The sequence below is a fragment of the Pseudoalteromonas sp. P1-7a genome, from assembly GCF_001401855.1.
Taxonomy (GTDB): Bacteria; Pseudomonadota; Gammaproteobacteria; order Enterobacterales; family Alteromonadaceae; genus Pseudoalteromonas.
In genome coordinates this window covers 105990-121707 of record NZ_LKDU01000007.1, presented here as the reverse complement: position 1 = coordinate 121707, position 15718 = coordinate 105990, and the positions used below count along the sequence as shown (strand labels likewise).

Sequence of the window (15718 nt, the reverse complement as noted above, 5' to 3'; positions counted from 1 at the left end):
CTGCCTTTTAAAACTCCATGGTCGTTATGAAACTCAATCCAAAACAAGATGAAGCAGTAAAATATATTAGTGGTCCGTGTTTAGTACTCGCGGGTGCAGGCTCAGGTAAAACGCGCGTAATCACTAACAAAATTGCTTATTTGGTGCAAAAGTGCGAGTACAAAGCACGTAATATTGCTGCGGTAACGTTTACGAATAAAGCGGCCAAAGAGATGCGCGAGCGTGTATTACAAACGCTTAATAAGCAAGAGGCGAAAGGGTTGTGGGTATCAACTTTTCATACCCTAGGGCTTGAAATAATTAAAAAAGAGCTCAAAACACTAGGCTTTAAAGAAGGTTTTTCACTGTTTGATGACCAAGATACTAACCAGCTGTTAGGTGAGCTAACCGAAGATGAGCTTAAAAAAGATAAAGACCTACTAAACCTACTTAAGATGCAAATAGGCAGCTGGAAAAATGAATTAATTTTGCCTGAGCAAGCCATACGCGAAGCACGTGATGCGCAAAAAGCGTTATTTGCGCAGCTTTACGCCCGTTATCAAAATCAGCTGCGAGCATATAACGCACTGGATTTTGACGATTTAATCATGATCCCCACTTTGTTACTTAGTAATAATGCCACCTCACGAGAGCGTTGGCAGCAACGATTTAGGTATTTGCTGGTGGACGAATACCAAGATACCAATACCAGCCAGTACCAGCTTGTTAAGTTATTAGTAGGCGAGCGAGCGCGTTTTACAGTGGTAGGGGATGACGACCAATCTATTTACTCATGGCGCGGAGCCCGTCCCCAAAACTTAGTGCTGCTAGGTAAAGATTACCCCGGACTTAGGCTTATAAAGCTTGAGCAAAATTACCGCAGTGCGCAGCGTATTTTAAAAGCTGCAAATATTTTAATTGCCAATAACCCGCACGATATCGAAAAGAAGCTATTTAGTGAGCTTGGTTACGGTGAGCCAATTAAAGTGATTGGCTGCCGGGATGAAGAGCACGAGTGCGAGCGTGTTGTAGCTGAAATAATTTCCCATAAATTTATGAAACGTACCAGCTATAAAGATTACGCTATTTTGTATCGCGGTAATCACCAAGCTCGTGGCTTTGAAAAGTCATTAATGAGCAACCGCATCCCTTATAAAATCAGCGGTGGTATGTCGTTTTTTTCGCGCTCAGAAATCAAAGATATTATGGCTTATTTACGCTTATTGGTTAACCAAGACGACGATAACGCATTTTTACGCATAGTTAATACACCGCGCCGTGAAATAGGCACCGTTACACTTGAAAAGCTAGGCACGCTTGCAAACGAAAAACACCAAAGCTTATTTGCCACTTGTTTTGATAACGACTTAGGCTACCGACTTAAAGGCCGTGGTTTAAATGCGCTTTCGGGGTTTGCACGATGGGTTGTTGAGCTTTCAGATAATGCAGTGCGTAGCGATACACTCGAAGCGGTAAAAGACTTAGTGCGTAATATTAATTACGAAGCGTATTTATATGAGTCATCGCCAAGTGCCAAAGCAGCTGAAATGCGTATGAAAAACGTCTCTGAGTTGTATCGTTGGATCACCGATATGCTCACCGGCGATGCCGATAACGAACCAATGACCTTACCAGAAGTGGTCAGCAAACTAACACTTCGCGATATGTTAGAGCGTAATGAGGAAGAAGATGAATCCGATGCGGTACAGTTACTTACTCTGCATGCATCCAAAGGCTTAGAGTATCCGTACGTATTTATGGTTGGTATGGAAGAGGGGTTACTGCCGCACCAAGTAAGTATTGACGAAGAAAACGTAGATGAAGAGCGCCGTTTAGCGTACGTAGGGATCACACGGGCCCAGCAAGAGCTGACCTTAACGTATGCAAAAATACGACGCCAGTTTGGTGAAACCTCGCAAACAGAGCTAAGTCGCTTTGTGCAAGAGTTACCACAAGATGACTTAGCGTTTGAAAACAAAAAAGCCCCTAGTTCGCAAGCTGAGCGCATGGAAAAAGGCCAAGCACGGGTCGCTAACTTAAGGGCGATGCTTAAAAAACCTAGTTAATAGATTGTGCGGTGTTCTCAGTAGCCTCTATTGACTGCGATAAGCCTTGCTGCTTTGCGACAAATAAACTCAGCCCGTACTTATCAAGCAAGGCCCTAAAGTTGAGTATAGAAGGGCCTTTGGCAATGACTTTTATGCCTTTAAGCTGAGTAATTGCCAGTACGCCTTGTAATTGCAAGTTAAAGCTTTCTTGTTGTAATACGCGTTTACTAAAGGTGGAGCTAAGGAGTATGTAATCGAAGTTAATGTCGGTCAGCGCATTTAACTCACAACGGTCTTTTGCAAAGTTATTTAAGCCAATACTGTAACCAAGCTGCGAGAGCTTTTTAAGGTTTTCTAGCTGAGTTGCACAGGCATAACGTATTTCTTGGTCGTCAAAGAGTAAACACAGTTGACTCTGTCCTTGCAGCTTACTTAATACCTCGGTAAATAAATTAAATTCAAGCGCTTCTAAAAGCAACCCTGAGCACGGCATCAATACCATGGCCACATTGGCCGCTAGGGCATGGGCGTAAGCGTGTTGCAATAGCTCTAATTCAACCTGTAGGTGTTGCTCTTTATCGGTTGCAAACTTTTTCAGCACTTCAAAACTGGTATAACCTAATACAGGGTGCTCACCAAATGCTTCAAACAATGACTCTGATTGCTGTTGCTCATCAAGGTTTATAATATCAGCACTTCTAAAGCTCATCGGAAGTGAATCAAGATGGTGCTGTGCTGGAGATTCTGCACTTGTTAGTGTCTGCGTTAATAATGGATGGAACAACTCATAGCGGTCGCGGCCGGCATTTTTAGCGTAATACATAGCGGCATCGGCATCGCGAATAATTTCATCGGTATGCTGATAACTCGAATTTGAGTACGTTATACCAATACTTGCACCACTTTGAACGCAGGTACCTTTACTGCAAAATGGCTTTTTCATTATATTAATAATGCGATCAGCCACATCTTCTGCTTGTTGAAGCTCTGTTAAGTGGGTAAGCAAAATGACAAATTCATCACCACCAAGGCGGGCGAGCAAGTCGTGCTCACGAATACAATGGGAAAATAAATCAGCCACACTTATTAAAAATTGATCGCCAGCATGGTGCCCTAGTTGATCGTTTATATCTTTAAATTTATCTAAATCAATAAATAAAACAGCAAAGTGGTGCTCAGGAAAGCGGTGGTAATGCTGCAATGTTTTTTCTAGCTGGGTTAAAAACAGGCTGCGATTAGGGAGGCCTGTTAATGAGTCATGATGTGCATCATGATAAAGCTGTTGTTCTACTTTTTTACGCTCATCAATTTGCATTTGTAAATGTAAGTTGGCCTGCTGCAACGCTTTTGTTTTTTCATTAACGCGATACTCTAACTCTTGGTGGCTAGATTTAAGTGCTTGCGTGGCTAACTTTGTTTGCAGAACTGTCGCAATTTGATGCGAAACAAATGTAATAAGTTCGCAGTCATCTTTACTAAAAATATGTTTATTATTATACGCTTGACATGCAATTAGGCCGATAACACCTTGCGATGTTTTAAGTGGTGCGCCTAGCCAGCTGGTGGCCATTTGTTCTTCTGGTATTGGGTTATTTCGCTGTACGTCACCACTTTCTAACAGCTCTTTAGCTCTACTTGGGTGAATAAGTTGGGTTTGCTCGCTACTAATAACTAGCTCACTATAACCTTTTGCAAACTTTCTAGGCTCGGTGTTGTCTTTAAATTCATCTACACAATATGGGAAGCTGATCCAGCCTGTTTCTTTGTTATAAAGTGCAATGTATAAGTTTTCTGCGTATGTAATGGTTTTTATTATTTGATGAATTTTCACATAGGCATCATCTAAGTTTTGCGCTTGCGTTGCCAACTCCGATATTTTAAACAGAATTTGTTGGCGTTGTAGTGCGCGTTTTCGTTGTTCAATTTCTAGGTTTAATGCCTCATTACTTTGTGTCAGTGCGCGGGTACGAATTTTCACTTCTGATTCGAGTAACTCTCTTTTTTTAACCCGCTCTATTGCTGTCGCTAAATATAAAGACATTACTTCGAGTAAGTGCACCTGCTGGCTGCTGTAGTCTTGCTGTTTGTCGTAACTTTGCGCAGCAAGCACACCAATAATATTTTGCTCTTGGTAGATAGGCACGCCTACCCAATGTTCTGCAGGTGAGCCAAGCGCTTTAAATAAGCCATTTTGAGCAGCGCTTTGCATTTCTTGCTTGGTAAAGCACGTGGTTTTGCCAAGTCTATAAACATAGCCTGTAGCGCCTTCTTCAAAACTATTATCCTGATTAAGGGCAACTGATATACCATCTTTTTCATCGCAAAAATAAGAAAGCTCAAGAGCATGAGTATATTGATTAGCAAGTACCACATAAAAGCTTTTACTAGGTAGGTATGCTTGTAAAATGTCATGGATTGCGGGGTAAAGTAAGGTTAATTCGGCAACAGAGCTCGCTTGCTCTGATAATTGAATCAAGGCATTTTGTAAGTGGTGAGATTGCTTATACTTTTCTAATAGCGTTCTGAGACGTTTATTCTGATGCGCTAATTTACTAAGGTTAGCGGCCTTATCTTCCGATGACATGAATCATATTATTTTATTATTGTATGTTTATTAAACGTATAATTTCACTTTTAGTTGTGATCGTCAAGTAACTAATGCCCTAAAACTGCCACTAAAACATTATTTTAGCAACAAAAAAAGGCCTATTATAAGAATAGACCTTTTTTAAATAATCACCCTAATTATCAGAGGGTTAATTAAATTATTTAGATGTCATGAAATCAATAGCTGCGCTAATCTCATCATCAGAACAATCCATACATGTTCCTTTTGGCGGCATCGCATTAAAGCCATTGATAGCATGATCAAGCAACACATCTTTACCTTTAGCGATACGCGGTGCCCAGTCATCAGCTGATTTAGGTGCACCTAATGCGCCAGTACCATGACAGGCAAAACAGGCGCCTTGGTAAACTTGCTCACCAGAACGAGGGCCACTAGGCGCTGCCGCAGCAGCAGCTTTTTCGCCTTCAAGATAAACAGCGCCAACTGGATCTAAACGCTTTTTAATCGCATCTTCAGTCATAGAGTTATCATATGGCTGTGCGTATGCGGTGGTTGCTAGCACTAATAATGCTGCAGCTGATAGTTTTTTCATTTTGCCTTGCTCACTTCGATTTGAACGTGATCAATCACGATTATAGATGACGGAAATTAAACCGATTATACCTCTGTGTAACAATTTATAAAACGCCCACTGGTGTTTTTATCAATAAAACTGTCTAATTTTTGCGTTAACGCAATAAAATTGCATGTTTCAGTTAATAAACTTTTATAATCGGTGGCTTAGTAAATCACTATTTAAGCTAATGCTAATACGTTTTTAACCAATTTTTCGATCCCCGCATCGGCATCTAAAATAGACTGCGCCAGCATATAAGCAGGGGTGGTAACGAGTTTATTGTCTTCATCAATCACAATATCATCAACTGCACAGGCTGCGTGAGTAGAGCCTAGCTGGGTTAAAGCGTTTACGGTCTGTTCATCATTACCTATGGTTAAAGTAGCCTTGGGATATATAAACGGAATTAAAGCCGGCGCAATACACATGTAGCCAGCCGCTTTTTGTGCACTGGCAAATTGTTTACACGCTGCTAAAACTATTTCGTTTATCTGCGCATCAGCGCCTTTAACGGCAAAGTCACATAAGTTTTTAGCGGCGCCAAATCCCCCAGGGACTATTAACGCATCAAATTCAGATACTTTTAATTCGCTTAAAGATTTTATATCACCACGGGCAATGCGTGCTGCCTCAGTGAGTACATTACGGTTGCTTGGCATTTCTTCACCGGTGAGGTGATTAATCGTGTGAAGTTGTTCTATATCAGGAGCAAAACATTGATATGCAGCACCATTTTTAGCTATGTGTAGTAATGTTAATACTGCTTCGTTTATTTCACTGCCATCGTACACACCACAGCCGGCTAATATTACAGCTATCTTTTTCATGCTTTTGTGCTCCTTAAGTATTTTAAATAAGTCGTTTGGGTGAAGTTTAACACGGGGCAAAACACTCACTAAAATAATTTTTTAGCTTAAAAAGTATTCGCAGTGCAAGTTGTATTGCGGTTTATGCCATTTTTGCCAGTGCGCTTATAAAAAAAATTATAAAGGATCGCTATGATCTTTGATCCATTATGCTAGAATACTCCTCCGGTTATTTAAATGGATGCAAATAACTAAAGTGACTAACAGCAGATGTATCAGTTAGAAAACCTTTTTCCACATTGGTTTTAAAATAATAAAAAAAGAACCTCGTATTATCTTTTTTAAACAAAACAAGCAGTTATTTATTTTTCTAAGCATTTAATTATGTATTGGAGGAATAGTTCGTGGCTGTTATCTACAAAGTTATCCACAGGTTGCTCTGCAATAATTATAGCTACTAAGCGTAATTCACTGTCGTTTTATTCACAACCTTATGGCATGCTTGTAATAATATTACTCTTTTGTATTTAGGATCCAAATTCACCATGGCTCAGATCCCCGAAAACCCGCTAATTTTAGTTGATGGCTCTTCATATTTATTCCGTGCTTATCACTCGCCACCGCATTTAACCAACTCAAAAGGTGAAGCAACAGGCGCTATTTATGGCGTGGTTAACATGCTTAAGAGTTTGATCAAACAATATGATCCGAGTCACATGGTGGTTGTGTTTGATGCCAAAGGCAAAACGTTCAGAAACGACATGTATAGCGAGTATAAAGCTAACCGTCCGCCTATGCCTGACGATTTACGAACGCAAATAGCGCCACTGCACAGTATTATTAAAGCAATGGGCTTTCCACTGATCAGTATAGAAGGTGTTGAAGCCGACGATGTGATTGGTACGTTTTCACGAATAGCGACTGAGCAAAAGCGCCATGTATTGGTTTCTACCGGCGATAAAGACATGGCTCAACTAGTTAACGAGCATGTGACGCTAATAAACACCATGACCGATAGCATTTCAGATCCTCAAACCGTTGTTGAAAAATTTGGTGTAGGACCTGAGCTAATCATCGATTATTTAGCATTAATGGGTGATAAAGTTGATAACATCCCAGGTGTTGAAGGTTGTGGGCCTAAAACAGCTGTTAAATGGCTACAAAAATATGGGTCACTTCAAGGTGTTATTGATAATGCCGGCGACATTAAAGGCAAGATTGGTGAAAAACTCGCAAACGCCCTAGATCATTTACCACTAAGTTATGAGCTTGCCACCATTAAATGTGATGTTGAGGTAGAGTCAGACCTAGATACCTTTAAAGTACAAGAGCCAAATAAAGATGAGCTTATTGCACTGTATGGTGAGTGTGAGTTCCGCCGCTGGTTAGCTGAGCTACTTGATAATCCAAAAGATGCAGAAAAAGCGCTCCCTACTGAGGAAAATGAACTACCAAAAGTAGAAGACGCTCATTATGAAACTATTTTAAGCGAGTCACAGTTTGATGCGCTTATAGAGCAGCTAAATAGCGCTGAGTTATTTGCCTTTGATACCGAAACAACTAGCCTTGATTATATGCAAGCGCAGTTAGTAGGTATGAGCTTTGCTGTAAAAGCAGGCGAAGCCGCTTACTTACCCATTGCACATGACTACCCGGGTGCACCAGAGCAATTAAGCTTTGAATATGTAATGCAAAAGCTTGGGCCAATTCTGGCCGATGCTAACAAAGCTAAAGTAGGGCAAAACCTAAAATACGACAAGAGTGTACTAGCTAATGCCGGCTATGAACTCAATGGCATTAAGTTTGATACTATGCTTGAGTCGTACGTATTTAATAGTGTGGGCACTCGCCATGACATGGATTCATTAGCGCTTAAATACTTAGGCCATAAAAACATTAGCTTTGAAGATATTGCCGGCAAAGGGAAAAAGCAGCTTACCTTTAATCAAATTGAGCTTGAAAAAGCTGCGCCTTACGCAGCAGAAGATGCCGATATTACACTGCGTTTACACCAAGTACTGTGGCCAAAATTAGAAGCTGATGAGAAGTTAAAGTCAGTGTTTGAAACCATAGAAATGCCCCTAGTTGATGTTATTTCTGATATTGAACGCACTGGTGTAGCTATAGATAGCAATATGCTTGCCGCACACAGTCAGCGTTTAGGCGAGCGTTTACTTGAGCTTGAAAAAGAAGCGTTTGAAATAGCTGGCGAACCATTCAACCTAAGCTCGCCAAAGCAGCTGCAAGTACTTTTATTTGAAAAACTTGAGCTGCCAGTCATTAAAAAAACACCTAAAGGTGCACCTTCAACGGCTGAAGAAGTGCTACAAGAACTTGCCCATGATTACCCATTACCTAAAGTGATTATTGAGCATCGTGGTTTATCTAAGCTTAAATCAACGTATACCGATAAATTACCATTGATGGTAAATGAGAAAACACAACGCGTGCATACTTCTTATCATCAAGCTGTTACGGCCACAGGGCGTTTGAGTTCTACCGATCCTAACTTACAAAATATTCCTATTCGCTCTGAAGAAGGGCGCCGAATACGTGAGGCGTTTGTAGCGGCACCAGGTTATAAAATTGTGGCTGCCGATTACAGCCAAATTGAGCTGCGTATTATGGCGCATTTATCGCAAGACAAAGGGCTACTAAATGCCTTTGCTAATGGGTTAGATGTACACAGTGCAACCGCTGCTGAGGTATTTGGTGTTGAGCTTGGTAAGGTAACCACCGATATGCGTCGTAAAGCGAAAGCAGTAAACTTTGGTTTAATTTACGGCATGTCCGCCTTTGGTTTAGCGCGTCAGCTTGATGTGCCACGTCACGAAGCACAGCACTACATAGATAAATACTTTGAGCGTTTTCCTGGGGTACTTGATTACATGGAAACAACGCGTGAGAAAGCGGCTGAGAACGGGTATGTAGAAACTATTTTTGGTCGTCGTTTACACTTACCAGAAATTAATGCACGTAATGGAGCTCGTCGTAAAGGCGCCGAACGTGCAGCAATCAATGCACCAATGCAAGGCACAGCCGCCGACATTATTAAAAAAGCAATGTTGAGTGTACATCAATGGGTTAGTGAGCAAGCCCCTAACACGATTAAATTACTCATGCAGGTACACGATGAGTTGGTATTTGAAATTAAAACCGACTGCGCACAAGCTTACACCAAGCAAATTTGTGAACTAATGTCGCAAGCTGCGAGTTTAGATGTGCCTTTAATTGTTGAAGCCGACGAAGGTGAAAACTGGGAACAAGCCCATTAACCTCAAAACATGCTTATAGTTTAAAAGCGCCGCAAGGCGCTTTTTTATTGCCTCTAAATAACTCACCCAATTAGGCGAATCGATATACGTATTTCTGTGTGTAAACAAAGTTTAGTTAAAAGTAGGTTAATTTAAGCAACTATTTGTATTAAATAGTTATATGTTCGTCAATTCGAACTATTTTGGCGGAATATGATTGTATTTTTATGCGCGCTTTTGTTAAAGTGCGCGCGTCCTCATCCTGTAGGACATCCTGTTGATGATGCATCTGAAAAGGTGCAACAAATTGATAGCTTCTCCCCAGTTTGCTATACCGGCCTGCTTGTTTTAAGCAGGCCGTTTTTTCTTTTCAATCCCCTTTATTATTTATTTTGAGTTGGTATGCGTATACCGCAAGTGGTAGTATCGAAAGCGCTATTATTCTCATTTAAATTTAAGGAGTGCGTTATGTTTAAAACGTTAGCCGCTGTAGGTTTATCGTTAACTAGCCTTGTTTTGTCTAATGCCGCTCATGCAGATTGGCAGCTCGTTAATGATAAAAGCCAATTAAGTTTTGTTTCTATAAAGAAAGACACGATTGCTGAGGCGCATCATTTTACTAATCTAGAAGGGACACTTTTAGACAGCGGTGCTTTTAGTGTAAATATTGACTTAACCTCTGCAGAAACACTAATCCCCATTCGCAATGAACGTTTAACTCAATTTGTATTTGAAGCGGCAAAATTCCCTAACGCAATTTTAACCGCAGATTTAAAAAAGCAATTAAGTAATATTAAAAAACCAGGCCAACATGTATTAAAAGCGGTTGATGCGCAGCTTGATTTTCATGGTAATAAAAAACCATTAAAAATAAATGTACTTGTTAGCAGTTCAAAAAATGGCGATTTAAGCGTATCGTCGTTTACGCCAGTAATTATAAATAGCCAAGACTTTGGGGTGACCGAAGGCGTTAAAAAGTTACAGCAATTAGCTGGCTTACCGGCCGTTGCTACAGCCGTCCCGGTTACTTTTGCACTGACACTAAAAAAACAGTGATCTCCTTAGCGGCGCTTAGTAAGCAATTAAGCGAGCCTAGTAAACCGTTTGATAGTTGGCAGCCAACCCAGTGTGGTGAACTGCCAATTATTATTAACGAACAAGGGCTGTGGTTTTACGATGGCAGCGAAATTACTCGCTCCGCTATGGTAAAACTGTTTGCCAGTGTTTTATGCAAAGAAGGCGAGCAGTTTTACTTAAAAACACCCATCGAAAAAATAGCGATAGAAGTACAAGATGCGCCATTCGTTATCGTAAGCTGGCATATAGAGAGCACAGCGCAGGGGCACGTTATGTGTTGTGTAGATAATTTAGCACGACAATGGTTAGTTAGTGCTGAGCAGCCTCTTTATATAAAAAACTATAAAAATGCAGCGGTGCCTTATTTGCAATTGCCTTATGGATGTAATGCGCGGGTATCACGAAATGTGTTTTATCAGTGGGCTGAAATAGCCGACGCAGATGAGCGCGGCTATTTTATAAAATCTGCAGGTGAAAGGTTTTATCTCTCATAGGTGCTTATTTTTTAAGCGTCTGAGTTATCTTCATCACTTGGCTGTGGTGCAACAGCCACGATTGGCCCTAAGTACCACTCATCTAATTTCTTGGCGACTTCCGGTAAACCCGTCCCCTTAAGTGATGAAAAAGCATGAACAGTAATATCACCGTCTAGTTCACTTAATTCGCGGCGTACTTGTAATACTTGTGCTTTGCGCGCCCCTTGCTTAAGCTTATCCGCTTTAGTTAAAAGCGCCAATACAGGGATTTCACTGCCAATAGCCCAATTAATTAAATCTTTATCTAAATCTTTTAATGGGTGGCGAATATCCATCAATACCACAATGCCTTTTAAACTTTGACGTTTTTGTAGGTATTCACCTAGTGATTTTTGCCATTTCTTTTTCATTTCAATGGGCACTTTAGCAAAGCCATAACCAGGTAAGTCAATTAAGCGCATATCATCCACTTCACCTAATTCAAACGTGTTGATCAATTGCGTACGGCCCGGTGTTTTACTGGTACGAGCAAGTTTTTGATCTGTAAGTGCATTAAGAGCACTCGACTTACCGGCATTAGAGCGACCTGCAAACGCGACTTCAATTCCCGTATCAGCAGGTAATTTAGTGATGTCTGGCGCGCTTGTAACAAAAGACGCAGTATTATATTTGATACGAGATTTGAGCACAGGCTCTCCTAAAACGTAAAAGTTAATCTTATTGAGCTAAATTGACTCAGGGCGCGTATTTTATACTATAAAGGATGTATTAAAAAGCGTATTTAAACACCTAAAAATGCTATAAATGGCACTATTAAAGCTGCTTAAAGGTTAATCTAGGTCAAAACCCTATAAATTATAAGCTTAATATGAGTAGAAAACGTGCCAGAGAATTTTTTATCGTGTAGAATACATGAATTACAACATCCATATTGTAGATGATACAGGGTCGGAAACAGAGAATTCACCATGAAAAAAATAGCACTATCTTTAACAATATTGCTTGGTGCGTTGTCAGCAAGCAACGCAACAGCATTTGATGGCGATGTAAACGCAGGTAAAGAAAAATCAGCAACGTGTGCGGCTTGTCACGGCCCAGACGGTAATGCACCGGTTAATATTTACCCTAAACTTGCAGGCCAGCATCCAGATTACATCCTTAAACAACTTAAGGATTTAAAACTAGGTATGACTTCAGGCGGTAAAGAAGGTCGTATGGATCCTGTAATGAGCGCGATGGCTATGCCACTTAGCGAACAAGACATGAAAGACCTATCTGCTTATTTTTCTTCATTGAACATGACTGAAGGCGCCACCCCTAAAGACGTGGTTGAAGTTGGTCAAAAGCTTTACAAAGCAGGCGATGCTGAGCGTGGTATTCCAGCTTGTGCGGCGTGTCATGGTCCGCGCGGCAATGGTTCGTCACTTGCTAAGTTTCCTAAAATTTCTTTCCAGCACCCAGAGTACATCAAAGCTCAGCTAGAGAAATTCCGTGATGGTACCCGTAAAAACGACCATAACGGTATGATGCAAGATATAGCGAAAAAGCTAACAGACAAAGATATTGAAGTACTTTCTCAATACTTGGGTGGTTTACACTAAAGTCGTATTTATTTAGTATTTGCTAATGTAATACTATGAAATATGATTAAAAAGCAGCTTACGCTGCTTTTTTTGTGTCCGTAATTTAACGATATCACCCTTTAGCTTGTGAGATATTTGCCATACCGAATTGTGAGAAATAACTTATTTTTAAACTTTTTAAGTGTGTAACTTATTAATTTATATTGTTTTTAATGAATTTATATGTGTGACATGTCAGAAAAATTATATAAACCAGTTGTAACAAAATTATTAATGGGTAAATTAACCACTGTCGCAAAACAACAATAACAACATGGATTATGCTAAAGGAAAATAGCGCGGCACGACTGAATAGCACACTGAAGGTGCTACAAAAGGAAATAACAAGAAAGCGTCAGGATGACCGTAAATAATAAAATCTCAAGGAAGTTAAAAATAAAAACAAAATGGAATGTAACAAGGAAGGTTAAAATAATAACAATACGGACTGATAATAATAAAAATAATAAAGACTAAAAAAGTCGAAGGGAGAAGTGTCCAGATAATGGCGCTCAGATTAGTAGGCGGTAGAGATGTTTTCTCTACCGCCTTTTTATTTGTCCTGTTACAATACCCACCGTTTAGCAATAAGCTAATGCGCTAATTCAACAAGCAACCCAAGCTTTAATGCGCAAATCGAATTCTTCTGGCTAGGCCAGCACTGCGATGCTCATGTTATGTGCCTCGCTCAAAACCTCTTAAGTGAGATGATCAAGATATGAGTAGAAAGAAAAAGTCACGTAAAATTCCTTCAAACGGCCCTGTTCGTTTAAGCCAAGATAAGCTTAGAGAAATGCGTGCGTTAAAGGAGCAACGTGTTAAAAAGCCAAAGGGCGCTAAACCTGGCTCTCGAAATGCACCAGAGCTATTAGATAGCGACACTAAAAAAGTAAGTTCAGCACCGAAAGATAAACGTGTAGGCAGTAAAAAAGCGGTACCTTTAGTGGCTGCCGCACCACAGCCACAAGTAGAAATGAAGCGTAACTTAAAGCCAATGGCCGAGCTTAAAAAGGCGACAGAGCCAGAGCTGACACCAGAGCAAGAGCTAGAAGCGCTTGAAAACGATGAGCGTTTACTTAAGCTCGTTGAGCGTCATGAACAAGGTGAAATGCTGACAGGTAAAGATGCAAAGTACTTTAATAGCCGTATTGCACGCCACCAAGTGCTTTGTAAGTTACTGGGTATAGAAGATGAGGATGAGGACGAGTTTGAAGATGATTTTGAAGACAATGTCCAAAGCAACGGTAACTCAGACTTTGATAAATACCTTTCAGATGATTTAGCCAATGAGTGGCTAGATGATGACGATAAATAGTAAGGGCGCTTAATGAGTACCGCAGTGATTGTAGCCTTGTTTGTAGGTGCTGTTATTATTGCTGGCTTAGCATTTTATGCAGGTCAGTTACTCTATAAGCTTAACGCGCAAAAAAAGTTAATTGCGCAAAAGCAAGCAGAGCAACAGCAAAAGCTTAAGCAGTCGCGCTTAAAGCGAAACGCTAAACTTGCCGATAGCATTCATTTAATTGCTCGTGCAATGGCTGAAAAGCAATGTGAGTATTCTGAAGGCTGTTTACGGATTTGGGTGTTAATGTCTCAGTACGCTTTTGAAGATGAGCGAGATTTAACCGAGGCGTACCCAGGCATTTATAAAATGTATAATGTCGTTAAAGAAATGCCGACTCACGATGCACGCAAAAAATACTCTAAAAAAGAGATTTTTAAACAAGATACAGCTCGTTGGCGAGCAGAAGAAAACTTTAGCGATGAGATTAAAGCCGATTGCGACAAAATCATTGTCGAGTTTAAAGCTGCGCCGGGCAGCGAAAACATAGTGTTTAATTAAGCTCAAAAATAAAAAAAGCAGATTTAGGTCTGCTTTTTTTATGCCTGCTTTAAATCACCCGTGAGAAACGGGTTTTACTTATTTGCTTTTGTAAGTGAGCATCAAAGCACATACATATAATACGAATAAACAAGTTCCCCCGAGGCGTGACGCGTATTACGTTATCATTTATATGTACCATCTCATCGTCTATTAAAGGCTGTAGTGCCAACAGGGCATCTGCAAAATACTCATTAAATTGAATAGTATGTTTTTTCGTAAAAGCCTGTGTGTCTAATTCAAACTGGCAGATAAGGGATTTAATAGCCTCTGCACGTATTACATCATCATGCGTTAAATGCATTCCTTTATGTATAGCGCTCCCAGCTTGCGTTTCAATGGCGTGATAATAATGCTTAAGCACTTTTTGATTTTGTAAAATGGCTGTGCCAATTTGTGAGATGGACGAGACCCCTAAGCCTAACAAGTCGCAATTACCGTGGGTGGTATAGCCCTGAAAATTGCGATGTAGCTGCCCTTTGTTTTGCGCAACTGCCAGTTCGTTGTCGGCTTTTGCAAAATGATCCATACCAATAAACTGATAACCTGCTGATGTCATTTGCGACAAGGTGTTTTTAAACATTGTTAGCTTGTCGTGGGCTTTGGGTAAATCAGCTTCTTTTATTTTACGTTGCGCAGCAAAGCGCTCCGGTAAATGCGCGTAATTAAATACAGAGACTCTGTCTGGGCTTAAGGCAATTAATTGCGCTATTGTTTTCTCAAAGCTTTGGGGTGTTTGTTTAGGTAGGCCATAAATCATATCTGCATTTATTGACTTAAAGCCCAGCTCGCGGGCTTGGGTTATCAGTGCTTTAACGGTCTCAACTTGCTGTGTGCGGTTAACTGCTTGCTGTACCTCATCGTTAAAATCTTGAATACCAAAGGATACGCGGTTAAAACCTAAAACCCGTAAGTGTATAAGCATATCTTTAGCAAGGGAGCGTGGGTCTATTTCAATGCCACGCTCAGTGTTGCGGGTAAAATGAAAGTGCTGCTCTAGCAAATTAATTAGGCGCGTCATTTGCTTTACAGTTAAAAAAGTTGGTGTACCACCGCCTAAATGCAATTGCTCTACCGTGTAGTGTTTGAATAATGGGGCATGCGCTGCTATTTCTTTTGCTAAATAATCTAAGTACACATCGGCTTTAGACTGATGGCGCGTAATCACCTTGTTACAACCGCAGTAATAGCAAAGCTCACTGCAAAATGGGATATGAATATACAAAGAGAGTGAGCGACTCGATGATGATTTTATAGCGCTAACTAGGTCTTGCTGCTGATACCCCTCGCTTAAAGATAACGCGGTAGGATAGGAGGTATAACGCGGCCCTGACACGTTATACTTATTTATAAGAGTTTGATCCCATTTTGGAAGCTTTATCATCACGC

Annotated in this window: 12 protein-coding genes; 7 read left to right on the top strand and 5 right to left on the bottom strand. The window is 40.5% G+C overall.

The window, feature by feature from the left end; translation table 11 throughout:
* Nucleotides 1–26 precede the first annotated feature (26 nt).
* Nucleotides 27–2045, top strand: coding sequence for a DNA helicase Rep (gene rep / locus AN389_RS07210; protein WP_055014556.1), 2019 nt, complete (start codon nt 27–29; stop codon nt 2043–2045).
* Here rep and AN389_RS07205 read toward each other — a convergent pair.
* From AN389_RS07205 to elbB, 3 genes are all read right to left on the bottom strand, one after another.
* Nucleotides 2038–4611, bottom strand: a complete 2574-nt coding sequence (locus AN389_RS07205; protein ID WP_055014557.1) for a diguanylate cyclase domain-containing protein — start codon at nt 4609–4611, stop codon at nt 2038–2040. The two genes, rep and AN389_RS07205, sit on opposite strands and share 8 nt — an antisense overlap.
* A 181-nt stretch (nt 4612–4792) precedes the next feature.
* Complete coding sequence (locus tag AN389_RS07200) at nt 4793–5188, bottom strand: cytochrome c5 family protein (protein WP_055019513.1); 396 nt, start codon at nt 5186–5188, stop codon at nt 4793–4795.
* Nucleotides 5189–5391: 203 nt separating this feature from the next.
* Entirely contained in the window at nt 5392–6039 is a 648-nt protein-coding gene (gene elbB, locus AN389_RS07195) for an isoprenoid biosynthesis glyoxalase ElbB (RefSeq protein WP_055017791.1), read from the bottom strand.
* A gap of 524 nt (nt 6040–6563) precedes the next feature.
* Here elbB and polA point away from each other — a divergent pair.
* The 3 genes from polA to AN389_RS07180 all read left to right on the top strand — a co-directional run bounded on the left by polA (nt 6564) and on the right by AN389_RS07180 (nt 10843).
* Nucleotides 6564–9293: a DNA polymerase I gene (gene polA / locus AN389_RS07190; RefSeq protein ID WP_055019512.1), complete on the top strand. Its 2730-nt coding sequence runs from the start codon at nt 6564–6566 to the stop codon at nt 9291–9293.
* A 447-nt stretch (nt 9294–9740) separates the two neighbouring features.
* The gene (locus AN389_RS07185; protein ID WP_055014561.1) at nt 9741–10328 is read left to right on the top strand and encodes a YceI family protein; all 588 of its coding nucleotides are present in this window, start codon (nt 9741–9743) and stop codon (nt 10326–10328) included.
* Nucleotides 10325–10843 (top strand): DUF1285 domain-containing protein, encoded by a 519-nt coding sequence (locus tag AN389_RS07180; RefSeq protein WP_055014562.1) that lies wholly within the window; start codon nt 10325–10327, stop codon nt 10841–10843. Before AN389_RS07185 ends, AN389_RS07180 begins: the two co-directional genes overlap by 4 nt.
* A gap of 11 nt (nt 10844–10854) precedes the next feature.
* On the opposite strand, the gene yihA is transcribed toward AN389_RS07180, so the two are convergent.
* Complete coding sequence (gene yihA / locus AN389_RS07175; protein ID WP_055017789.1) at nt 10855–11514, bottom strand: ribosome biogenesis GTP-binding protein YihA/YsxC; 660 nt, start codon at nt 11512–11514, stop codon at nt 10855–10857.
* A 279-nt stretch (nt 11515–11793) separates the two neighbouring features.
* On the opposite strand from yihA, the gene AN389_RS07170 reads away from it, so the two are divergent.
* The 3 genes from AN389_RS07170 to AN389_RS07160 all read left to right on the top strand — a co-directional run bounded on the left by AN389_RS07170 (nt 11794) and on the right by AN389_RS07160 (nt 14290).
* Complete coding sequence (locus AN389_RS07170) at nt 11794–12426, top strand: cytochrome c (RefSeq protein WP_055014564.1); 633 nt, start codon at nt 11794–11796, stop codon at nt 12424–12426.
* 739 nt (nt 12427–13165) lie between these two features.
* Entirely contained in the window at nt 13166–13762 is a 597-nt protein-coding gene (gene yihI / locus AN389_RS07165) for a Der GTPase-activating protein YihI (RefSeq protein ID WP_055017788.1), read from the top strand.
* A gap of 12 nt (nt 13763–13774) precedes the next feature.
* Nucleotides 13775–14290, top strand: a complete 516-nt coding sequence (locus AN389_RS07160) for a DUF2489 domain-containing protein (protein WP_055014566.1) — start codon at nt 13775–13777, stop codon at nt 14288–14290.
* 49 nt (nt 14291–14339) lie between these two features.
* On the opposite strand, the gene hemN is transcribed toward AN389_RS07160, so the two are convergent.
* On the bottom strand, nt 14340–15713 hold the full coding sequence (gene hemN / locus AN389_RS07155; RefSeq protein WP_055017787.1) for an oxygen-independent coproporphyrinogen III oxidase: 1374 nt from the start codon (nt 15711–15713) through the stop codon (nt 14340–14342).
* Nucleotides 15714–15718: the final 5 nt, after the last annotated feature.

Coding starts and splice junctions, on each gene's coding strand:
- AN389_RS07160 (WP_055014566.1), top strand. CDS start 13,775: ATGAGTACCGCAGTGATTGTAGCCTTGTTTGTAGGTGCTGTTATTATT.
- polA (WP_055019512.1), top strand. CDS start 6,564: ATGGCTCAGATCCCCGAAAACCCGCTAATTTTAGTTGATGGCTCTTCA.
- AN389_RS07205 (WP_055014557.1), bottom strand. CDS start 4,611: ATGTCATCGGAAGATAAGGCCGCTAACCTTAGTAAATTAGCGCATCAG.
- hemN (WP_055017787.1), bottom strand. CDS start 15,713: ATGATAAAGCTTCCAAAATGGGATCAAACTCTTATAAATAAGTATAAC.
- AN389_RS07170 (WP_055014564.1), top strand. CDS start 11,794: ATGAAAAAAATAGCACTATCTTTAACAATATTGCTTGGTGCGTTGTCA.
- AN389_RS07185 (WP_055014561.1), top strand. CDS start 9,741: ATGTTTAAAACGTTAGCCGCTGTAGGTTTATCGTTAACTAGCCTTGTT.
- rep (WP_055014556.1), top strand. CDS start 27: ATGAAACTCAATCCAAAACAAGATGAAGCAGTAAAATATATTAGTGGT.
- elbB (WP_055017791.1), bottom strand. CDS start 6,039: ATGAAAAAGATAGCTGTAATATTAGCCGGCTGTGGTGTGTACGATGGC.
- AN389_RS07200 (WP_055019513.1), bottom strand. CDS start 5,188: ATGAAAAAACTATCAGCTGCAGCATTATTAGTGCTAGCAACCACCGCA.
- yihI (WP_055017788.1), top strand. CDS start 13,166: ATGAGTAGAAAGAAAAAGTCACGTAAAATTCCTTCAAACGGCCCTGTT.